Genomic DNA, 20402 nt, shown 5'->3' on the forward strand with positions numbered 1-20402 from the left:
GTTACAGCCTCAAATCGGTGATGGTCTTGGGTGGCAATGCCTTGCGACCTTGCTGGATGGTGGTGCGAAGTACACCACCGGCGGCATGCGGGCCGGGGATACCGGGCAACGAATGGTTGGGCAGCGTGCCGTGGGTCGGCATCAGGTTCCACCATTTGTTGGCGCCACCGCTTTCCAATGGAATCACATGGTGGGCCGTGGCGCCGTCTGGCCAGGTCCGGTTGGTGTTCTTTTCCCACTGTTTGATCAGGCCTTTCTCGGTTTTCACGAACTCCTTGCGCATCGCCTGGTTCTGCGCCGCGTTGCGCCGCTGCACCACCGGCAGGTTGCCGCGCAGGATCTGGGCCTGCCGCGCGGTCACTTCGCCACCGGGTGAAGCGACCTTGTTGGCGTCTTGGATGATACGGTCGAGAAGCGAACATTCCGACAAGCCCAGCGGGTCGATCCAGGTCAGTGGATTGGGAGCATAGGCATACAGGTTGATGCTGCCTTCCAGCCCCAACGGGTCCTGCTGGGTGAAGCGGCCGATGTCCGGGTCGTAATAGCGGAACGTGTTGTAGTGCAGGCCAGTCTCGCGGTCAAGGTACTGCCCCTGCATACGCAGGTTCTGCTGGCGGTTTTGGTCGGGCGCGTGCCACTCTTCGCGGCTGCGGCCCCACAACAGGTAGTCGCTGTACCAGACTGAATTGCCCTGTGCGTCGGTCAGTTGCTCGGGCAGCCCGGCAATGTTGGTGTGGAAGTACTGCACCACTTCCTGGCCAGGTGCGCCGTCGATACGCGCCAGCGGCTCGTGGCTGCCAGGGTCGGCATACAGGTACAGGCTCGATTTGCCGTCCTGCACCTCCTGCAGTAAACGCAGGCCCTGCCAGAGGAAGTCGGTGCGACTGACGGGTTGCTCATGGCCGCTGCGGTAGAGGCGCTTGCCGATGCGCCGCCCCAGTGGGTCGTAGCTGAACTCAATGCGCTCGTGCACGGTGCCGCGTTGCTGGTTTACGCGGACCAGCCGATGCTCGGCATCGTACTCGAAGCGCTGTAACAGCCGGCTGCCGCTGCGCTTCTCGACCATGCGGCCGAAACCATCGTAGCGGTAGCGTTTGTCCTGATGGACCGTGACCCGGTTGTGCCGCACATGAGCCTTGGGCTGGTAGCCCTCGATCAGGTTACCAGCGCGGTCGTACCCATAATGCTCGACGATCGGCACATCTCCCAGCGCCAGGCGGCGGGTCACACCATAGATGCGTTGGCTCGGCCCATAGTCGTAGGTCACCGAGCCCTGGCAGCTGCCATTGCCGAGGCCAGCACTGTGGAAGCGCAGCGCATGCTCTTGCTGGGCCGGATTCTGTGTGCCGGGTCGCTGGGTCTGGGTAAAGGTTTCGCAGACCAGGTTGTCGCCGTCGTCATAGCGATAGTCCTTTTGCAACAACGCCAGCGTCATGCTCGAGGCGTCCCGGTAATGGATCGCCCTCTGTTGCAGGCGCCCACAGCTGTCATAGCGGGTGCGGGTCTGCAACTGGCCCTGGGTGCGCAGCACTTCGTCATGCAAGCTGTCGCGCTCGAAATCGCAGATCACCCGCCCGTCGAGATTGAGCTGATGCAGGTGGCCGCTGCCGTAATACAGGTGGTTTATCCGGCGTTGATCGGGCAGGGTCAGGCTCTGCAGGTTATTCAACTCGTCATGCGCATAACCCAAGGTACCGGCAGCGCTGGTCTCGCTCAGCAGGCGGCCCATGCGGTCATAGCTGAACGCCAGTCGCCGGGCATTGCCCTGCTTATCGGTGAATGTCACCGACAGCAGGTTGTCGCCCTCGTCGTGGACGTATTCGGTGCAACCATCGGTGGTGTGCTTGCGTAGCAAGCGACCAACGGCATCGTGCTCAAGCTGATGGATCTGTATGGCCGTGTCGTGAGCCTGATCCGGGATCGGGTGGTGGGCGATACACGTCACGTTGCCCCGGTGGTCGTAGGTATAGGCGTAGCCACCACCATCGAGGTTCTGCTGGGTGAGCGCGCGGTCCAGCGCATCCCATTCAAAGCGATAGCGTTCGCCGTTCTCGTTCACCAGCGCCTGCAGTCGGCCATAGGCATCGTAACTCAGACTCAGCGCCGCCCCCATGGGGTCGATACGTTGCAACAGGCGACCGCTGGAGTCGAAATGCCAGTGGGTGGTGCGCCCGGCGCCATCGATATGGCGGGTCAACTGCCCGGCGGCGTTGACCTGATAATGATCGGTGCGCCCGTCGGCCCCCTGGCTTTCGATCAGGTAGCCGCGCACATCGTAGCGGTGGCGGCTACGCTCGCCCCGCGGATTGACAGACTCCGCCAGCTCACCGCGCTCGGTGTAGCGATAATGCGTGACATGGCCGGAACAGTCGCGGTAGCTGAGCAACTGGCCACGGTCATTCCATGTGAACCGGCGTTGTCGGCCATGCGCGTCGGTGATGGCCAGCAGTCGCCCGCGATCGTCGTAGCGGTAACCTGTGGTATTACCCAGGGCATCGGTTTCACTGAGCACATTGCCTTGGCAATCGTACTGCATGCGCAAGCTTGCGCCGCCAGGCGACACGATGCTCAGCGGCAGTGCCCAATGTTCGCCATAGGCAATGCTTTCACTGCGCCCGAGCGGGTCCTGGCTACAGACAAGGCGGCCTGCACCGTCGTAGCTGTAGCACCACTGGCTGCCATCGGGCTCGGTACTGGCGATCAACTGCCCCTGCTGGAAGGTCTCCTGCCAGAGGTTGCCCAGGGCATCGACATACCGATGGATCTCATAGTGCGGCCCCCAATGGAACGACTCCTCCCGCCCCAGGCTGTCGCGAACCCGGGTCAGGCCCTGAGCCAGGTCGTAGTCGAAGTGATAGTCCTCTGCGCTATCGCTGTGGTGGCGCATCACTCGCCACTGGTGTGTGGGCTGCGCCTCGAGCGGTGCCGGTAGGTCCCGTGGCCAGCCCCCACGCGAGGCCACTCCGTCTGGCGGTACCGCCAGGCTGGCCCATTCATAGTGATGGACGACACCGCTGGCGAGAGTCTGGCTCGCCATGCACCCCGCTGCGGTGTAGGTGAAACGGCGTACCGTTTGCCCGCTGGCATCGCGTACCTCGGCTAGCTGACCGGCCTGGGTGTAGCGGTAGCTGACCAGCAACTGCTGGTCAGCGATCTCGAACGCATCGCCTGGGGCCAACTGTAGCCGCCACACCTCGCGCACTCGGCGCCCATACTGGTTGTCGTGGCGCAACTGCACGGCAGTGCGACCGAAGGCATCGACCAGCAATTGCAAGCGCCCTTGGTCGTCATACAGCAGTTCAAGGCGGTTGAGGTTGCGATCGCCAAGTTGCACGAGGCGCGACCGGCTGTGTGCTGTCGGATCGGTCTTGAACACCTGGTACTGGCCGCTATAGATGTCCTCCACCACCGTGATGCCATCGTCCTGATGGAAAATGGCAACACCGTCCAAGGTACTGAGCAGCGCGCTGCCGGGCACCATGCGGCCCAACTCGATGCGACTGCCGTCTTCGTCGACATAGATCCACAGCTCGCCACCTTGCGGATGAGGCACCCGTTCCAGACGCACTTCGTAGGGCAGGCTCCAGCCCTTGCCCAACAGACCATCGTCGCGCAGGTCGTTGCTGTCATAACGACGCGACCAATCGATGGCCAGCAGGCCGGGCAGGCTGAAGTCCAGGTCCTCGGGGCCATCGAGCCGTTTGCTGCCGGTGGCGACCAGCACCGGGTGTCCCTTGCAGCCAGGAATACGGGAACGGGGCTTGGGTGCGTTGCGTGGCCGCGAGCGGCTCTTGACGCGCCTTGCCAGCAGCATGCCGGCGACCAGGCCAATGATCTTTGCCGCTGCGCTCTTGCCGTCGCGGATGTCTCGCACGGTCACCGTGCCACCTCCAACCCGCACATTGGGCGAGAAGGTCATGCCGATGGGACCGTCGCAGGTGCTCTTGTCCCCGACCCTGGCCGCAGGATGGCCATTGATGAAAACCTTGTCCGACCCTTGCGCGACGAAGTTGGGGACCGGGTGCTTGCTGCACTTGACGGTGTCCAGTTCGGCAGGTTGGGTGCCAGGATTCGCCGGGGTGGCGACTGGGGGATTGAAGATGCTGTTGATTTCCTGAGCCAGCCCGATGACCGGCAGCATCAGCGATGCGCCCATCATCGCGTAGTTACCGATGTTTTCCAGTATCGAGGGTGCCTCGGCGGAGGGTTCGGCCTCACTGGCACCCGTGACGGTCCCTGCCGCGCGGGCTGCAGGCATGCCATTGATGCGGGTGTTGGATGATCCGCTGTCGATCGCACCGTAGGGTTCGGGGGGAAACATCGAATTGCCGACCCAACTGCTCAGATCGGAAATGTGCTCGCCTATGCTCTTGTCTTCGCCAGCAGGCAACATAGCGGCGGCACCGACCAGGGCACCGGCGATCAATGGTGTGAGCGTGGCGGCGGCCCCACCTGTGCCAACCACGGCCACCACGGCACCGCCGATCGCCGCCGCGACCGCCGCAGTAGCGGCGGCATAGATCACCGCTTCGGTCAGCCCGCTGACCAGCTCGGCCATCAACGGCGGATGCAATATGAGATCGCCCTCGCGGGCGGCATGCAGGCTATCGCCCATGAACCACTTCCTTGTGCCCGGGTCAGTTCAGCCGCAATCCTGCCTTGAGGGCTTCCCAATGGGCGAGATCGACCGCCTCCAGCGGTGTTTCCTTGCTATAGCTGACCGCCACGAAACGGGCCTGCCCGCTTGGCGCGTAAGCCAACTGACGCTGGTACGAGACCACTTCGCCGCGCTTGAATTGCAGGCTGACTTCCAGGCCGTGGATGCCACGATCGACGCCTGCGCTGACCGGCTGTGGTTCGCTGATGATCGCCCCCAGGCGTTCACGCAACTGCGCCAGTTGCTGCAGGTAAAGCGCCTCCAGCGTCTGCCCGGCAGCCAGCGGACTGCGAGCGATCACCAGGGTGGTGCCACGCTGACGGAAGGTCAGCATGTTCATGGTGGTGTCTTCGGGCGTTTCATCGCCCAGTTCAAGGACCAGGTCCTGGGTCAGGTAGGCGGCCATAGCGCTGCTCCATGCATCGAAGCGGCACACGCTAAAGGTTCAGGGCTTTGCCTGCAAGGGAGGAACCGTCGCCGAGTGACGAAGATCACCCAGACGTTGCAGGTCTGGCCCGCACGGATACACTGCCGGGCATGAACCTCGATACCCGCATAAAGTTCCGTCACCTCCTGTGCTTCCTGGAGATTGCCCGGCAGGGCAGCCTGGCCAGGGCCGCTGACGTGCTTGCGATCAGCCAGCCAGCGATCTCCAAGACCCTCAAGGAACTGGAGGACCTGCTCGAGGCACGCCTGTTCGAGCGTGGTCACAACGGCGTTACCCTGACCCCAGCCGGCACCCGCTTCATGCGCTACGCCGGCCCCAGCGTGCAGGCGTTGCGCGACGGGGTCTGCAGTGTGCGCGGCGAGGCGCGGGCACCGTCGCAGGTGCGCATCGGCGTGCTGTCGACGGTCGAAGGGCTGCTGATGCCCGAGGTGTTGTGCCGCCTGCATCAACGCCACGAGGCGTTGCTGATCAGCGTGGTGACCGGGGCCAGTGCCCAATTGCTCGGTCAGTTGCATCTGGGGGAACTGGAACTGGTGGTCGGGCGAATGACCGACAGCCCGCAGATCCAAGGGTTGTCGTTCGAGCACCTGTACAGCGAGTCGATGACCCTGGTGGTGCGGCCGGGGCACCCGCTTTTGGCGCAGCGGCCCGTCGAGCGCAGGCAGGTCGGTGATTACCCGCTGGTGCTGCCGCCGCCGGGGACGACCATTCGCCAGCATGCCGACAGCCTGTTCGTGCAATGCGCGATCCCGCTGCCGGCGCAGCGCCTGGAAACCCTGTCGCTGGCCCTGAGCAGGCGCTATGTGCTGGGCAGCGAGGCGGTCTGGGTGGCGCCACGGGACGCCGTGCTGATCGACCTCGGGCGTGGCGAGCTGGCCGAGCTCGACCTGGGCGTGCTCGAGCCGGGCGGGTCGGTGGGCATCTGCCGCAATGCGGCGCTGCCCCAGAGCCTGCCGGCGCAATGGGTGTGCGAAGTGCTCCGCGAGGTGGCCGAGGCCTATCGACTCGGGACCTATCCCTGAGAACCCGGCAGGAAACTTCCTATACAATCCCCGCCAGTTCCCAGCACCTCCAGGACTCCTTTCATGGACGAAACCGCGCAGCACTGGCTGCATGCTCTCTCCGCCCCCATGGCCGCCCTCAACGGCGCCAGCTATACCGCACCCGACTATTTCGAGGGCGAAGACCAGACCGACCTTGAGCGCTGGTGGGGCATCAGCAACCGCGCCCAGTTGCTGGACATGCTCAGCATGGCCGACAACGGCCACGCCACCGAGATGAGCGAGGCCTACTGGCAGTACCAGCGCTGCCTGCCCAGCCAGTGGCAGGCGCTGCTCGACACCCTGCCCCCACGCGAGCGCATCCGCCATGAGTACGCTGCCCGCACCTTCCCCGACTGCGGCCCGGGCGGCACCCGGGCCTGGGACCTGGGGCGCATGGGTTTCCTGCTGCGCGCCGGCGTCAAGAAAGGCCTGATCGATCGCGACGAAAGCCTCTATCTGCACTACCGCCTGGCCCTGCGCGCCCGCCATTACTACAACCGCTGGGACGGCTACCTGGCCGGCTACCTGTTCGGCAAGGCGCTGTGGAATGCCAGCGACAGCAGCGACGAGACCCTAGCCGCCAACCTCGAGCGCCAGGGCTGCGAGCACTGGAACCGCTGCATCGTGCTCAACCTGCGCCTCGGCGCCCATGACCTGCTGGCCGGACTGCCCTGGGACATGCCCCTGCCCGAGCCCGCACGACCCACCACGCTGGAAGAGGACTGCTGGTCATGAGTTGCTGGATTCGCCTGGGAATCGAACCGACCCAGGACATGGACGCCATCCGCCTGGCCTATCGCGGCCGCCTGCCCTCGCACCACCCGGAAACCGATCCCGAAGGGTTCCAGGCACTGCGGGCAGCCTACGAGGAAGCCCTGCGCCTGGCCCGCGAGCAGGCGCCCAGCGAGGTTGAGCCAACACGCGAAGAAAATGCCCCCCATCCAGCCCTCAAGCAGTTCCACACCCTGCTCGAGGAGCCGTCCAAGCGCTTCGACCCACAAGCCTGGCAGCGTTTTATCGCCGAACTGGACGAGTTGCCGCTGGATGAACTGGACGACCTCAGCTGGCAACTGCTGCACACCCTGCGCGACTGCGGACCGTTGTCCCACCACTGCGCGGGCCTGCTGGCACGGCGCCTGGGCTGGGCCGAGCAGCTGCTGCGCCTGGACGAGCGCCACGAAGTGGAAGCTTTCCTCGACCGCCTGGAACAGCCCGACCCCTTCGACACCGCCTGCATGCGCGACTGGCCGGCCAGCGCGCAGATGGAAAGCCTGTGGTATTTCCGCAGCCTCGAGTACTGCTACCAGCAGCGTCCACTGTTCGAGTACGAGCAGTTCGCCGGTGTGCATACCTGCCTGGCCATGCCGGATGACCCGGCCTTGGTGCAACGCCTGCTGGTGCAGTTCAGCCAGGCCGGTATCCCCAGCCGGACCTTCCACGAAATGCTCAAGACGCGCCAGCAACAGGCCCCGGACGATGCCGACCTGCTCTACCTGCTGGCGCGCCAGGCCGATGCCCTGGGCGCCGAGCAACAGGCCCTGGACTGCTGGTTGCGGCTGTATCGCGAACACCAGCACCCACAGGCCGAACGCTGGCTGATCGACCTCTGCGCCCGCCACCAGCCCCAGCGCCTGCCGTTGCTGATCCAGGCCTTTGACCGCCTGCACACCCCGGCCGGCTGGCCCGCCGAGCTGGACGACCCCGCGCAGAACTGGGGCAGCCCCGGGCAGTCCCCGCAGACCCTGGCGCGCTGGTCCGAAGCCTCGCGCCTGGAGCTGCAAGGCATCGCCGCGACCTACATCGACTGGCGGCTGGACGGCGACGACGAACTGCCGCTGCTCGCCTGGCTGCTGCAGGACCCGCAGGACCACGACCTGCACCGCCTCTACTGGCAGGCCTGGGCGCTGCAACGCGGGGAAGCCGGTCTGCTGCGCCAGGTGCTCGCCCAGCCGCTTGCCGAAGATGCCCTCGACGCGCTGATCCTCGAAGGCTTCCAGCGCCAGGCCAGCCAGCAGTTGCACTGGCTTGAACAGGCCCCGGTGGTCAAGGTGCTGGTGGATTTCTGCGCCAGCGAAGCCCCGGGGGCGGAGCTGCCCGAGGCCTTGACCGAGGACGCCATTCGCCCGGTCTGTCGCGAATGGCTGCGGCGCATGCGGGTATACCCGGCCCACGCCCTGCATGCCCTGAATGTGCGGTTTGACATGCGCCGCCTGTTCACCACGCCGTTCGCCCTGCAACTGCAGGACACGCTCGCCGAGACCGGCGTACTGTTGCCGGCCATGCCCGAGGGTGACGCGCTGTGGAACTGGCACCGCCAGCACTTGTTCATGCTTGCCCTGCTGGAGCAACCGTCACGCTGGCTGGCGCTGATCGACCCGACCCTGCCGAGCCAGTTGCACTACCCGTCCGGGCATCCGTTCGCCCCGTTGCACGCCCTGCTCTGCCAACAACTGCCCAGCCCTGACGGCAGCAGTGGCCTGCTTGGCAGCCTGGATACCCGCGACCCTGTACAGGCGATGGTTTCAGCGCGGTTGCTGACCCTGCAACAAGCCCTGAGCAGCACGCGCCTACCCGGTGCAGCGCAATTGCTGGCCTGCCTGGAGCATGACGATGGCAGCCTGGGCAACGACCATCCTCTGGGCTATCTGCTGTTTTGCGCCGTGCTGCACCATGACCGCTCCCTGGACACCGAGCAACGTGAACGCCTGCGCCAGCGCCTGGATGCGCTGGCGCCGCAGGATGAATGGTTCGAGGCACTGCGCAGCGGCCTGCTGCAAGGCAAGACCAAGCATCCACCGGCCGAACTCGCCCATGCCCACGGCGTCGACAGCCGTGCGTTCAATGATGTGCTCGACGCCCTGGACAGCCTGTACAACGATTGCGCGCCGCCGAAGATCCGCGCCTTGCGCGCCTTGCAGAAGATCAAGGACGACCCGCAGCAGGACCTGGGCTTGCGCTGTGCAATCATGGCCGTGCTGTCGTGGAGCGAGCGCATGTTGCGCAATGCCCTGCAGCACCCTCCCGCGAAATTCTGGGCCGTGTGGAAACTCAACAGCCGCCTGAACCGCTCAGGGTTTGCCTTGAACCTAGCGGCCGCCGCCCTCTGCGCCAGCATGATGCTCACACTGCCAGTGTTGATGCTGGTCACGGTGCTGCTGCTGATCAGTGCCTTCCTCAGGCGCCTGCGCGACCTTGGCCAGGGTATCCCGGCGCTGATCCTGCTGCTCGTGCTGAGCAGGGTGCTACCGGTACTACCGCTGTTGCTGCTGTTGCTGCCCGGTGACCGGCTGCCGAACCGCTACGGCTCGCAACCGGGCCAGCAAGCGCTGCTCGATGACAGCCTGCAGGCTACCCTGCGGCGGCTGAACGGTCAGTAGCGCAGCTCGTCAAGCGCCTGGCTCAACGCCTGGCGCTCACGGCTGATCTCAGCGGCCTGTTGCCCGGCTAGCACAGCGTTGAAGGCGTCCAGCCAACTGCCGATCAGCTCGCGCTCGTCGCCCAGGCTCTGCATCCAGGCCCGCTCCAGACGGGCCAGCAGGGTGCGGTTGGGCAGCGTGTCACGCGGGTGGATCTTCAGCCGCGCTAAGCGCTCCTCGCTCGCCAGGCGCGCCTCGGCATCCAGCCCGGCGGGGCTGCGGTCGATGCTGTGGCTGTGCTTCTGGCCGCTTTCGAGGAAGGTCACATCCACTTCCAGCAAACCGTTGATGTCGTAGCTGAAGCGCACGTCCAGCGACTGGATTTCACCGGTCGGCTGCAACGGGACCTCGAAACTGTCCACCAGGATGTTGTCCCGCACCCACGGCCGCTCGCCCTGGTACACGGCGATGCGCACGAACTTCTGCTCTGGGTGGCTGCTGTAGAAGCGCTGCACCTTCGAGGTAGGGATCACCGTGTTGCGCTCGATGATCGGCGAGAACGCTCCGGTGACGTCGTCGCCCCGGGACGAGGCCACACCGAGGGTGTAGGGGCAGACATCGGTCAGAATCAGTTCGTCGATGGCCGCGTCGCGGGCCTTGCAGGCGGCCTGGCTGGCGGCGCCGAGGGCGACAATGGTGTCCGGGTCCAGGTGCCGGTACGGCAAGCGTCCGAACAGCTTGGCCACCAGTTGCTGCACCTGCGGCATGCGCGTGGCGCCACCGACCAGCACCAGGCTGTCCAGCTCGCGCGGGCTCAACCGGGCATCGCGCAGGGCCTGCTCGATGGGCGCACGCACCCGGGTCAGCAAAGGCGCCCAGATCGCCTGCAGCTTGAGGTCGTCCAGCCGCCACTCGCGGGGCTGCGCGCCATCGTGCCAGTCCAGCACGCGGCTGCCCTCGCCCGCCTCGCGCTTGAGCTGTTCGATGGCGTCATGCAGGCTGGCCAGGGCCTGGGGGGCCAGGTCCTCGGCCTTGAGGTTCCAATCGCGCAGGCAGGCCTGCAACAACGCCTCGGTAAAATCCTCGCCGCCCAGGTAATTGTCACCGGTGGAGGCATGCACCTCGATCAGCGGCAAGGCGTACTCCAGCACGGTGACATCGAAGGTGCCGCCGCCCAGGTCGAACACCAGGGTGCGCTCGAACTTCTGCTCATGCAGGCCATAGGCCATGGCCGCGGCGGTCGGCTCGTTGATCAGCCGCTGGACCTTCAGCCCGGCCAGCTCGGCGGCGAAGACCGTGCGCTTGCGCTGCTCGTCGCTGAAATACGCCGGTACCGAAATCACCGCCTCGCTGACCGCGCAGCCCAGGTGCGCCTCGGCATCCTGCTTCAATGCGCCCAGCACCAGTGCCGACAATTCTTCAGGCGTGAATCGATGCTCGCCTAGCGCATAGCGCTTGTCGCTACCCATGAAGCGCTTGAACGCCGCCGCGGTGCGCTCGGGGTGCGTGGTCAATCGCGACCGGGCAGCCTGGCCGACCAGGATCGAGCCGTCGTCATCGACACTGACCACCGAGGGGGTGAGCACTTCACCCACGGCATTAGGGATCAGCCGAGCTTCGCCGTCCTGCCAGACGGCAATCAGGCTATTGGTGGTGCCGAGGTCGATACCGAGCAGTGGCGTGGAATAGGTGGGGGGGTTGGAGAGGCTGGCATCCTGCATGATCGGTCTCTGGCTTGCGATAGGAACCGACGCGGGGCCTGCTGGCCACATGCGGCGGACAGGGGCATTCTGGCGTAATGCCAGAAACAAAAAAAGCGACCCTAAGGTCGCTTTCTCTGTTGCTTCCGGGTGTTCAGTGGGCCCTGGAAGCTAAATATGGCGCGGCGGACGGGACTCGAACCCGCGACCCCCGGCGTGACAGGCCGGTATTCTAACCGACTGAACTACCGCCGCGCTATACATCGAGTGGTGGGTGATGACGGGATCGAACCGCCGACCCTCTGCTTGTAAGGCAGATGCTCTCCCGGCTGAGCTAATCACCCTTCGTCTCGGTGTGGCGCGCATTCTACGGAGGACCTCCTACCCTGGCAAGCACTTTTTTCAAATTTTTTGAAAAAAAATTCCAGGCCTTTCAAAGACCTAGCCGCGCCGCGATTTTCTTCCTCTATATAGGACTGCTGGCCCTATGACAGGGTTGGCCTGGAAGCGCCCCTCGGAGAATAATGCCCGCCTTATGTATTAAGGAGAGATTCCCCCTCATGTGGTTCAAGAACCTGCTGTCCTATCGCCTGACCCAGGAAGTACCGTTCGAGGCCGAGGCGCTGGAGGCCGCCCTGGCCAGCAAGCCGGCCCGCCCCTGCGCCAGCCAGGAACTGACCACCTACGGTTTCGTCGCGCCGTTCGGCAAGGGCGAGGACGCGCCCCTGGTTCACGTCAGTGGCGAGTTCATGCTGATCGCCGCACGCAAGGAAGAACGCATCCTGCCCAGCAGCGTGGTCAACGACGCGGTCAAGGAGAAGGTCGAGGAGATCGAGACCGAGCAGATGCGCAAGGTCTATAAAAAGGAACGCGACCAGATCAAGGACGAGATCATCCAGGCCTTCCTGCCGCGCGCCTTCATCCGCCGCTCGATGATCTTCGCCGCCATCGCCCCGCGCCTGGGCATGATCCTGGTCAACTCGGCCAGCGCCAAGCGCGCCGAAGACCTGCTGTCGACCCTGCGTGAAGTGATCGGCTCGCTGCCGGTGCGCCCGGCCACCGTGAAGATCGCGCCAAGCGCGACCATGACCGACTGGGTCAAGTCGCAGCAGGCCGCCGAAGGCTTCTTCGTTCTCGACGAGTGCGAGCTGCGCGACACCGCCGAGGACGGCGGCATCGTGCGTTGCAAACGCCAGGACCTGACCAGCGAGGAAATCCAGCTGCACCTGAGCACCGGCAAGCTGGTCACCCAGCTGGCCCTGGCCTGGCAGGACAAGCTGTCGTTCGTGCTCGACGACAAGATGGTGATCAAGCGCCTGAAGTTCGAGGAGCTGCTGCAGGAGCAGGCCGAACAGGATGGCGGCGACGAGGCCCAGCAACAGTTCGACGCCAGCTTCCAGCTGATGATGATGACCTTCACCGAGTTCCTGCCGGTGCTGTTCGAAGCCCTGGGCGGCGAAGAGATCCCGCAGGGGGTGTGAGGGTCAGGCCGGCGCGGCCCAGCGGCGCCGGCTGAACTTCAGGCGCACCCGCAGTCGCCGGTGCGCCTCACGATCCAGTGCGTCCCTGGGGATGCACTGGCTCTGGCTGAACCTGCGCCCCTTGCGCACGAACCGCAACACCACCATGGCCGGCAGGGCGACGCTGTCTCGGCACAGGCGCGCCGGCTGCCAGCCCTGGGCGCGGCTATAGAGGTGCCAGCCACGCAGGTCGCGGCGCAGGCCGGTGATGGCCTCGGGGTGGGTGAGCAGGACGCGCCGGGGAATAGCCCAGCAGGCGTGGGCAAGACAGACGACGGCCAACAGGCCGCGCAGCCACCCGGGCAGCGCCATCAGCGCGAGGGTAAGCAGTGCCAGCGCCAGGCTGGCGAGGTAGGCCGTCAGCAGCAGGCGCGAGCCTTGCCAACGGCACTCGAAAACTTCACTTGGGCTGGACACGGTCCAGGATGATGCGGACCATGCGCTGCAGTTCCGGATCCTCGGACTCGCTGCGCTCCATGAACCAGCCGAACATGTCCTGATCCTCGCAGGTCAGCAGGCGACGGTACAGCTCGCGGTCGGCTTCGCTCAGGCTTGGGTAGACCTCCTGGGTGAAAGGGACCAGCAGCACGTCCAGTTCCAGCATGCCGCGACGGCTGTGCCAGAAAAGCCGGTTGAGTTCAGTTTGTTCGACCATGGGGCCCTCCTCGAGTGGTCGCGCAGTATACCGCGCAGCGAACGAAGCGGCACAAGGCGTTGGTCTAGTCACCTACCTATTTTGTTACCGGCGTTCTATGATGGCCGCCAGTCTTTAGCTACCGCGATGACCCATGGCCGATTCCGCTTTCTTCTGTACCCTCTCCCATGAGGGCATCCTCGCCGTCCGCGGCTCCGACGCCGGCAAGTTCCTGCAAGGTCAGCTGACCTGCAACATCGGTTACCTCAACGACGAGCACGCGAGCCTTGGCGCCCGCTGCATGGTCAAGGGCCGCATGCAGTCGAGCTTCCGTATCCTGCCCGAGGGCAATGGCTACCTGTTGGCCATGGCCAGCGAGCTGCTCGAGGCGCAACTGGCCGACCTGAAGAAATACGCGGTGTTCTCCAAGGCCACGCTGAGTGACGACAGCGCCGCCTGGACGCGCTTCGGCCTGCAGCAGGGCGACGCCGCCCTGCAGGCGCTGAGCCTGTCCGTGGCGGAAGAGGCCGGCGCGACCGCCCGTCATGAGGGTCTGATCGCCGTCCGCGCTTCGGCCGGCCGTGTCGAACTGTGGGCGCCTGCCGAGCAGGCCGCCGCCGTTACCCAGAAACTGGCCGCCTCGCTGCCCGAGGGCACGCTCAACGACTGGCTGCTGGGCCAGGTCCGCGCCGGCATCGGCCAGGTCATGGGCCCGACCCGAGAGCTGTTCATCCCGCAGATGATCAACCTGCAGGCCGTCGATGGCGTGAGCTTCAAGAAAGGTTGCTACACCGGCCAGGAAATCGTCGCCCGCATGCAGTACCTGGGCAAGCTCAAGCGCCGGCAATATCGCCTGGCGCTGGCCGAGACAGCGGTACCCCAGCCGGGCGCCGAGATCTTCTCGCCGACCCACGGCTCGTCGGTCGGCGAAGTGGTGATCGGGGCCAGCACCGGCAGCGCCGTCGAACTGCTGGCCGTGCTCAGCGCCGAGGCGGTGGCGGACGACAACCTGCACCTGGGCAGCCTCGAAGGCCCGCGCCTGTCGCTGCTCGACCTGCCTTACGAACTGGACCGCGACCGGGAAATCCAGCGCTGACCAGCCCGCCCCGGCGACATGCCGGGGCTGCACCACCTTTGCCGTAGAGAAGTCCATGAACAAGCTGGCCGAGAAGGTCCAAGCGCAACTGCTCGCCGCCATCGACCGGGACGACCTGGTCCTGCCGACCCTGCCGGAAGTCGCCCTGAGCATCCGCGAAGCCGCCGAAGACAGCGAGATTAGCGTTTCCGCCCTGAGCAAGGTGATCGGCCGCGACGCCGCGCTGTCGGCCCGCCTGATCAAGGTGGTCAACAGCCCGCTGATGCGCGCCGCCGTCGAAGTCACCGACCTGCACACCGCCATCACCCGCCTGGGCATCAACTACAGCTGCAACCTGGCCATCGGCCTGGTGATCGAGCAGATCTTCCATGCCCGCGCTCCGGCGGTGGAACACAAGCTGCGGGATATCTGGGCCAACAGCCTGGAAGTCGCGGGCATCAGCTATGAACTGTGCCGCCGCTACACCCAGCTCAAGCCCGACCAGGCCACCCTCGGCGGCCTGGTGCACCAGATCGGCGCCCTACCGGTGCTGATCTATGCCGAGGAGCACAACGAGCTGCTCTCCGACCCGATCTGCCTGCATTTCGTCATTGAGCAGATCCAGCCGGTACTGGGCGACAAGATCCTCAGCGCCTGGGAATTCCCCGAGCAGTTGGTCAACGTGCCCAGCCAGGTGCAGGACCTGGACCGGCGCACCGACCAGATCGACTACATCGACATCGTGCAGATCGCCCGCTGCATCAGCCAGCGCGAGCGCAGCCGACCGCTGGCCGCCCTGCCCGCCTACCGCCACCTGGGCCTGCCCTACGGCACCGAGCTGGATATCACCGAGCTGCTGGATGCGCGGGGCATGCTGCGCTGAATCGACAGGCCCCACGATGACCTTCAGTCCGCGATAAAACTCACCCGCACCTTCAGCCCGCCCCGCTCGCCGTCGTGCAGGCTGATCTGCGCCAGATGCGCCCGGCAGATCTCGCCGACGATCGCCAACCCCAGGCCGCTGCCCTGGGCGCTGCGTCGGTAGAAGCGCTCGAACACCCGCTCACGCTCGTCCTCGGGAATCCCCGGCCCGTCGTCCTCGACTTCGAGCACGGCCGGCGCCAATACCCGCAGGACCACATCGCCGCCGGGCGGGGTGTGGGCAAGGGCGTTGTCCACCAGGTTGCTGAGCAGTTCGTTGAGCAGGGTCGGCTCGCCCTTTAGCCACACCGGCGCCTCGGCCTCCAGCGCCAAGGCGACGCCGCGGGCATGGGCCAGGGGCGCCATGGCCATGCCCAGTTCACGGGCCAGCTGGCTCAGGTCCAGGCGCTGGGCGCCGCCCTCGGCGATGGCGCGGGCGCCGTTCTCCACCCGCGCCAACGACAGCAATTGGTTGGCCAGGTGGGTGAGCCGGTCCGTGCCCTGGGCGGCGGCTTCGAGGGTCTTGCGCCATTCGTCCGGCTCCCGTGAGCGCAGGCCCAGTTCCACCCGCGCCTTTAGCGCCGCCAGCGGCGTGCGCAGTTCGTGGGCGGCGTCGGCGATGAACTGCGCCTGGCGTTCGAACTGGCCCCGCAAGCGCTCGGTGAAGTGATTGAGCCCGCGCACCAGCGGCCCCAGTTCACGCTGCACCTGGACCACCGGCAAGGCGCGCAGGTCGTCCGGCTGGCGCTCCTCCACCGCCGTGCGCAAGCGCTCCAGCGGGCGCAGCGCGGCACTCACCGCGAACCACACCATCACCAGCGCGCCGAAGGCCAGCATGCCCAGGCGCAGCAGGGTGTCGGCCATCAATCCGCGGGCCATGCGCACCCGCGCCTCCTCGGTCTCGGCCACGCGGATCTCGGCCATGCCGTTCATGTTCGGTTCGCTCACCGCCTTGAGCAGGCTGACCACGCGCACGTCCTGGCCCAGGTAGGTGGCGTTGTAGAAGCGCGCCAGCGCCGGATAATCGTCGGTGCGCGGCGTGCCCGCAGGCGGAGGCGGCAGGTTCTCGTAGCCGGAAATCAGCTTCTGGTGAATGTCCAGCACCTGGTAGTAGATGCGCCCGGCGCTGTCGTAGGCGAACGTATCCAGGGCCACATAGGGCACGTCGGCGCTGAGGGTGCCGTCGCGCTGCGACAGGCCGGCGGCGATGGTCCGCGCCGACGCCAGCAGGGTCCGGTCATAGGCGGTGTCAGCGGCTTCGCGACCGTTCCAGTAGGCGCTCAGGCCGCTGGCCAGCATCAGCACCACCAGCAACAGCGCCAGGTTGCCCAGCAAGCGCCCGCGCAGGCTGCCGTTGTCACGCATCGCGGTGCTCGAGCAGGTAGCCCAGGCCACGGAAGGTGACGATGGCCACCGGGTGGCCGTCGAGCTTCTTGCGCAGGCGGTGGATGTAGATCTCGATGGCGTCGGGGCTGGCCTCCTCGTCAAGGCCGAACACCTGGGCCGCCAGCTGTTCCTTGCTCATCACCCGACCAGGGCGAGCGATCAGCGCCTCTAGCACGCTCTGCTCGCGCTGGGTCAAGGTCAGCGGCTCGCTGCCCAGGCTGAAGCGCCGGGTATCCAGGTCGTAGACCAGCGGGCCGCAGCGCTGCTGGCGCTCTCCACCAAGCACGCTGCGACGCAGCAGGGCCTTGACCCGCGCTTCCAGCTCGGTCAGCTCGAAGGGCTTGGCCAGGTAGTCGTCGGCGCCGAGGTTCAGGCCGTGCACGCGGTCCTTCACATCGCTGCGGGCGGTGAGCATCAGCACCGGCAGGGTCTTGCCGCGCCCGCGCAGACGCGCCAGCACCTCGAAACCGTCCAGCCGCGGCAGGCCGACATCCAGCACCGCCACGGCGTAGTCCTCGCTGGCCAAGGCCAGGTCGGCGGCCACGCCGTCATGCAGCACGTCCACGGTCAGGCCCTGGCTCTTGAGGGCCTGGGCCACGCTTTCGGCCAGTTGCAGATGGTCTTCGACCAGCAGCACACGCATCGGATTCTCCCTGTTCGGCTGGGCTTTTTGCGCGGAGTGTAACGCCGTGGCGGGTGCTGTGAAGCCCTCGCCGGAAACCTTTCACGCTGAAAGGTTAGCGAAAGGTTGGTTGCCTAGCATCGCACCACGGTCGCCCCGTGCGCCGCAAAAAGCACCAGCAAGGTGCAACACATAAGAACAATAAATGGAGTCACCGACGATGCTGTCCATGCAGCCGCAGGCGTTCGCGCCTATCCGTTCGTTCGCCGCCCGACCTTCCGCCCTCGCCAGCGCCTTCGCCCTTGCCGGTGTCGCGCCCATCAGCCAGGCCGCCTTCTTCGAAGACAGCACGGCCACCTTCGAAACCCGCAACATGTACTTCAACCGCGACTTCCGCGACGGCACCAGCGCGCAGCAATCCAAGCGCGACGAATGGGCCCAGGGGTTCATGCTCAATTTCGAGTCCGGCTACACAGAGGGCACCGTGGGCTTCGGCCTGGACGCGCTGGGCATGGTCGGGGTCAAGCTCGACTCCAGCAAGGACCGCACGGGCACGGGCCTGCTGCCCACCCACGACGACGGCAAGGCCGCCGACGAGTACTCCAAGCTGGGCCTCACCGGCAAGGTCAAGGTCTCGCAGACCGAGCTGAAGATCGGCACGCTGATCCCCGAATTGCCCACCTTGCAGCCCAACGACGGGCGCATCCTGCCGCAGACCTTCGAAGGCGGTCTGGTCACCTCGAAGGAGATCAAGGGCCTGACCTTCACCGGCGGGCGCCTGGAAAAGGCCAAGGACCGCGACGACAGCAACTGGGAAGACCTGGCCCTGAACAACAAGAACGGCCGCTTCGGCGGCACCTTCAGCGCCGACAACTTCGACATGGGCGGCCTGGACTACCAGTTCACCGATCGCATCACCGGCAGCTACCACTTCGCCCAGCTCGACGACATCTACCGCCAGCACTTCATCGGCCTGCTCGCCACCCAGCCCTGGGGCCCTGGCACCTTCGGCGCCGACCTGCGCCTGGCGATCAGCGACGACGCCGGCGCGGCCAAGGCCGGCAAGATCGACAACACCACCGTCAACGGCATGCTCAGCTATACCCTGGGCGGACACAAGGTCAGCGGCGCCTGGCAGCAGCTGTCCGGCGACAGCGCCTTCCCCTATGTCGATGGCGCCGACCCGTACCTGGTCAACTTCGTCCAGATCAACGACTTCGCAGGCAGAGACGAACGTTCCTGGCAGGCGCGCTACGACTACAACTTCGCCGCCCTCGGCATCCCCGGCCTGACCTTCATGACCCGCTACATCAGCGGCGACAACGTCAGCCGCGCCGCCGGTGGCGAGGGCAAGGAGTGGGAACGCAACACCGAACTGAAGTACGTGGTACAAAGCGGCCCGTTGAAGAACGTCGCCGTGCGCCTGCGCAACGCCACCTTCCGCTCCAACTTCACCCGCGACGCGGACGAGGTGCGGCTGCTGGTGAGCTACAGCGTGGCCCTGTGGTAACCCATAACAACAACGCTCACGGAGATAGACGATGACCTTTTCACTGCGCCGCCTCGTCCTGGCCACCGGTTGCCTGCTGCTGGCCGGCAACGCCCTGGCCGCCGAACCGAAACGCCCCGAATGCATCGCCCCGGCCTCGCCCGGCGGCGGTTTCGACCTGACCTGCAAGCTGGTGCAGAGCGCCCTGGTCAACGAGAAGATCCTCAGCAAGCCCATGCGCGTGACCTACATGCCCGGCGGCGTCGGCGCGGTGGCCTACAACGCCGTGGTCGCCCAGCGCCCGGCGGATGCCGGCACACTGGTGGCCTGGTCCAGCGGCTCGCTGCTGAACCTGGCCCAGGGCAAGTTCGGCCGCTTCGACGAGAACGCGGTGAAATGGCTGGCCGCGGTCGGCACCAGCTATGGCGCCATCGCGGTGAAGAGCGACTCGCCCTACAAGACCCTCGACGACCTGGTCGCGGCGCTGAAGAAAGACCCGAGCAAGGTGGTGATCGGCTCCGGCGGCACCGTCGGCAGCCAGGACTGGATGCAGACCGCGCTGATCGCCAAGGCCGCCGGGATCAACCCGCGCGACCTGCGCTACGTGGCACTTGAAGGCGGTGGCGAGATCGCCACCGCGCTGCTGGGCGGGCACATTCAGGTTGGCTCCACCGACATTTCCGACTCCATGCCGCACATCCAGAGCGGCAACATGCGCATCCTCGCGGTGTTCTCCGACAAGCGCCTGGACGAGCCGGAGATGAAGGACATCCCCACCGCCAAGGAGCAGGGCTACGACATCGTCTGGCCGGTGGTGCGCGGCTTCTACCTGGGGCCAAAGGTCAGCGACGAGGACTATGCCTGGTGGAAGGCTTCGTTCGACAAGCTGCTGGCGTCCGAGGACTTCGCCAAGCTGCGCGACCAGCGCGAACTGTTCCCGTTCGCCATGACCGGCGAGGAGCTGGACGGCTATGTGAAGAAACAGGTGGCGGACTACAAGGCGCTGGCCCGTGAGTTCGGGCTGATCCAGTAAGCCTCCCCCGCTCCTACAGGGGGCCGCGCCGTGTCGAACATTACCGAGGATTCTCCCATGATCCTGCAACGCCTCTTCGCCCTGGTCCTGCTGGCGGTATGCGCCGCCCTGGCAGCCATGGCCTGGCCCTATCAGGCCGCCTTCTCCTATGAACCGGTCGGCCCGCGCGCCTACCCACTATTGATGCTCGGCCTGATGAGCCTGGGCCTGCTGTACCTGGCGATCCGCCCCACGCCCATCGTACGCAAGGACGACGAACCGGAGCTGGACCGCGAGACCCTGATCAAGATCGCCGCCTGCGTCGGCCTGCTGATCGTCTTCGCCAGCACCTTCGAAGCCCTGGGCTTCATCCTCAGCGCCATCCTGGCCGGCGTGCCCATGGCCCGCCTTTATGGTGGCCGCTGGCTGCACAGCGCCCTCGTGGTGGTGGGCATGAGCCTGTTCCTCTACTGGCTGTTCGACCGCGTGATGGACGTGCCCCTGCCCCTCGGCCTGCTCGACGTACTGGAGAACTGACA

Annotated in this window: 16 protein-coding genes and 2 tRNA genes; 9 read left to right on the plus strand and 9 right to left on the minus strand. The window is 65.9% G+C overall.

Annotation, left to right across the window (positions count from 1 at the left end):
- Position 1: 1 nt before the first annotated feature.
- Both AC25ND_RS03500 and AC25ND_RS03505 read right to left on the minus strand, forming a co-directional pair.
- A complete protein-coding gene (locus tag AC25ND_RS03500) occupies positions 2 to 4615 on the minus strand; it encodes an RHS repeat-associated core domain-containing protein (RefSeq protein ID WP_486976110.1) in 4614 nt (1537 codons plus the stop codon).
- Between the two features lie 22 nt (positions 4616 to 4637).
- Positions 4638 to 5063: a DcrB-related protein gene (locus AC25ND_RS03505; protein ID WP_088852658.1), complete on the minus strand. Its 426-nt coding sequence runs from the start codon at positions 5061 to 5063 to the stop codon at positions 4638 to 4640.
- Between the two features lie 131 nt (positions 5064 to 5194).
- Here AC25ND_RS03505 and pcaQ point away from each other — a divergent pair, with 131 nt between their 5' ends.
- From pcaQ to AC25ND_RS03520, 3 genes are all read left to right on the plus strand, one after another.
- On the plus strand, positions 5195 to 6127 hold the full coding sequence (pcaQ, locus tag AC25ND_RS03510) for a pca operon transcription factor PcaQ (protein ID WP_028690153.1): 933 nt from the start codon (positions 5195 to 5197) through the stop codon (positions 6125 to 6127).
- Positions 6128 to 6190: 63 nt separating this feature from the next.
- Entirely contained in the window at positions 6191 to 6883 is a 693-nt protein-coding gene (locus AC25ND_RS03515) for a DUF1266 domain-containing protein (RefSeq protein ID WP_028690154.1), read from the plus strand.
- Positions 6880 to 9525, plus strand: a complete 2646-nt coding sequence (locus tag AC25ND_RS03520) for a J domain-containing protein (protein ID WP_186594343.1) — start codon at positions 6880 to 6882, stop codon at positions 9523 to 9525. Before AC25ND_RS03515 ends, AC25ND_RS03520 begins: the two co-directional genes overlap by 4 nt.
- On the opposite strand, the gene AC25ND_RS03525 is transcribed toward AC25ND_RS03520, so the two are convergent.
- The 3 genes from AC25ND_RS03525 to AC25ND_RS03535 all read right to left on the minus strand — a co-directional run bounded on the left by AC25ND_RS03525 (position 9519) and on the right by AC25ND_RS03535 (position 11548).
- The gene (locus AC25ND_RS03525) at positions 9519 to 11225 is read right to left on the minus strand and encodes a molecular chaperone HscC (RefSeq protein WP_028690156.1); all 1707 of its coding nucleotides are present in this window, start codon (positions 11223 to 11225) and stop codon (positions 9519 to 9521) included. The genes AC25ND_RS03520 and AC25ND_RS03525 overlap by 7 nt on opposite strands.
- Before the next feature lie 157 nt (positions 11226 to 11382).
- A tRNA-Asp gene (locus AC25ND_RS03530) sits at positions 11383 to 11459 on the minus strand.
- A 13-nt stretch (positions 11460 to 11472) separates the two neighbouring features.
- A tRNA-Val gene (locus tag AC25ND_RS03535) sits at positions 11473 to 11548 on the minus strand.
- A 216-nt stretch (positions 11549 to 11764) separates the two neighbouring features.
- On the opposite strand from AC25ND_RS03535, the gene rdgC reads away from it, so the two are divergent.
- Entirely contained in the window at positions 11765 to 12685 is a 921-nt protein-coding gene (gene rdgC / locus AC25ND_RS03540; RefSeq protein WP_028690157.1) for a recombination-associated protein RdgC, read from the plus strand.
- A 3-nt stretch (positions 12686 to 12688) separates the two neighbouring features.
- On the opposite strand, the gene AC25ND_RS03545 is transcribed toward rdgC, so the two are convergent.
- A complete protein-coding gene (locus tag AC25ND_RS03545; RefSeq protein ID WP_062364157.1) occupies positions 12689 to 13141 on the minus strand; it encodes a protein YgfX in 453 nt (150 codons plus the stop codon).
- The gene (locus tag AC25ND_RS03550; RefSeq protein ID WP_028690159.1) at positions 13125 to 13379 is read right to left on the minus strand and encodes an FAD assembly factor SdhE; all 255 of its coding nucleotides are present in this window, start codon (positions 13377 to 13379) and stop codon (positions 13125 to 13127) included. Before AC25ND_RS03550 ends, AC25ND_RS03545 begins: the two co-directional genes overlap by 17 nt.
- 133 nt (positions 13380 to 13512) lie before the next feature.
- Between AC25ND_RS03550 and ygfZ the strand changes: the two genes are divergently transcribed.
- Together ygfZ and AC25ND_RS03560 are read left to right on the plus strand one after the other, a co-directional pair.
- Positions 13513 to 14454, plus strand: a complete 942-nt coding sequence (ygfZ, locus tag AC25ND_RS03555) for a CAF17-like 4Fe-4S cluster assembly/insertion protein YgfZ (protein ID WP_069016076.1) — start codon at positions 13513 to 13515, stop codon at positions 14452 to 14454.
- A 55-nt stretch (positions 14455 to 14509) separates the two neighbouring features.
- Positions 14510 to 15316, plus strand: coding sequence for an HDOD domain-containing protein (locus AC25ND_RS03560; RefSeq protein ID WP_028690161.1), 807 nt, complete (start codon positions 14510 to 14512; stop codon positions 15314 to 15316).
- A 23-nt stretch (positions 15317 to 15339) separates the two neighbouring features.
- Here the strand turns inward: AC25ND_RS03560 and AC25ND_RS03565 are convergent, their stop codons facing one another.
- Positions 15340 to 16719 (minus strand): sensor histidine kinase, encoded by a 1380-nt coding sequence (locus tag AC25ND_RS03565; protein WP_028690162.1) that lies wholly within the window; start codon positions 16717 to 16719, stop codon positions 15340 to 15342.
- On the minus strand, positions 16712 to 17383 hold the full coding sequence (locus AC25ND_RS03570; RefSeq protein WP_028690163.1) for a response regulator: 672 nt from the start codon (positions 17381 to 17383) through the stop codon (positions 16712 to 16714). The genes AC25ND_RS03565 and AC25ND_RS03570 overlap by 8 nt, the downstream gene beginning before the upstream one ends.
- 199 nt (positions 17384 to 17582) lie before the next feature.
- Between AC25ND_RS03570 and AC25ND_RS03575 the strand changes: the two genes are divergently transcribed.
- Genes AC25ND_RS03575 through AC25ND_RS03585 form a run of 3 tightly spaced genes read left to right on the plus strand, consistent with a single transcriptional unit; the run spans position 17583 to position 20400 of the window.
- On the plus strand, positions 17583 to 18872 hold the full coding sequence (locus tag AC25ND_RS03575) for an OprD family porin (protein ID WP_028690164.1): 1290 nt from the start codon (positions 17583 to 17585) through the stop codon (positions 18870 to 18872).
- 31 nt (positions 18873 to 18903) lie between these two features.
- On the plus strand, positions 18904 to 19884 hold the full coding sequence (locus tag AC25ND_RS03580) for a Bug family tripartite tricarboxylate transporter substrate binding protein (protein ID WP_028690165.1): 981 nt from the start codon (positions 18904 to 18906) through the stop codon (positions 19882 to 19884).
- A 57-nt stretch (positions 19885 to 19941) separates the two neighbouring features.
- On the plus strand, positions 19942 to 20400 hold the full coding sequence (locus AC25ND_RS03585; RefSeq protein ID WP_062364153.1) for a tripartite tricarboxylate transporter TctB family protein: 459 nt from the start codon (positions 19942 to 19944) through the stop codon (positions 20398 to 20400).
- The last annotated feature ends 2 nt before the right edge of the window (positions 20401 to 20402 follow it).

The organism is Pseudomonas sp. P110(2024) (genome assembly GCF_057480795.1).

Coding starts and splice junctions, on each gene's coding strand:
- AC25ND_RS03500 (WP_486976110.1), bottom strand. CDS start 4,615: ATGGGCGATAGCCTGCATGCCGCCCGCGAGGGCGATCTCATATTGCAT.
- AC25ND_RS03505 (WP_088852658.1), bottom strand. CDS start 5,063: ATGGCCGCCTACCTGACCCAGGACCTGGTCCTTGAACTGGGCGATGAA.
- pcaQ (WP_028690153.1), top strand. CDS start 5,195: ATGAACCTCGATACCCGCATAAAGTTCCGTCACCTCCTGTGCTTCCTG.
- AC25ND_RS03515 (WP_028690154.1), top strand. CDS start 6,191: ATGGACGAAACCGCGCAGCACTGGCTGCATGCTCTCTCCGCCCCCATG.
- AC25ND_RS03520 (WP_186594343.1), top strand. CDS start 6,880: ATGAGTTGCTGGATTCGCCTGGGAATCGAACCGACCCAGGACATGGAC.
- AC25ND_RS03525 (WP_028690156.1), bottom strand. CDS start 11,225: ATGCAGGATGCCAGCCTCTCCAACCCCCCCACCTATTCCACGCCACTG.
- rdgC (WP_028690157.1), top strand. CDS start 11,765: ATGTGGTTCAAGAACCTGCTGTCCTATCGCCTGACCCAGGAAGTACCG.
- AC25ND_RS03550 (WP_028690159.1), bottom strand. CDS start 13,379: ATGGTCGAACAAACTGAACTCAACCGGCTTTTCTGGCACAGCCGTCGC.
- ygfZ (WP_069016076.1), top strand. CDS start 13,513: ATGGCCGATTCCGCTTTCTTCTGTACCCTCTCCCATGAGGGCATCCTC.
- AC25ND_RS03560 (WP_028690161.1), top strand. CDS start 14,510: ATGAACAAGCTGGCCGAGAAGGTCCAAGCGCAACTGCTCGCCGCCATC.
- AC25ND_RS03565 (WP_028690162.1), bottom strand. CDS start 16,719: ATGCGTGACAACGGCAGCCTGCGCGGGCGCTTGCTGGGCAACCTGGCG.
- AC25ND_RS03570 (WP_028690163.1), bottom strand. CDS start 17,383: ATGCGTGTGCTGCTGGTCGAAGACCATCTGCAACTGGCCGAAAGCGTG.
- AC25ND_RS03575 (WP_028690164.1), top strand. CDS start 17,583: ATGCTGTCCATGCAGCCGCAGGCGTTCGCGCCTATCCGTTCGTTCGCC.
- AC25ND_RS03580 (WP_028690165.1), top strand. CDS start 18,904: ATGACCTTTTCACTGCGCCGCCTCGTCCTGGCCACCGGTTGCCTGCTG.
- AC25ND_RS03585 (WP_062364153.1), top strand. CDS start 19,942: ATGATCCTGCAACGCCTCTTCGCCCTGGTCCTGCTGGCGGTATGCGCC.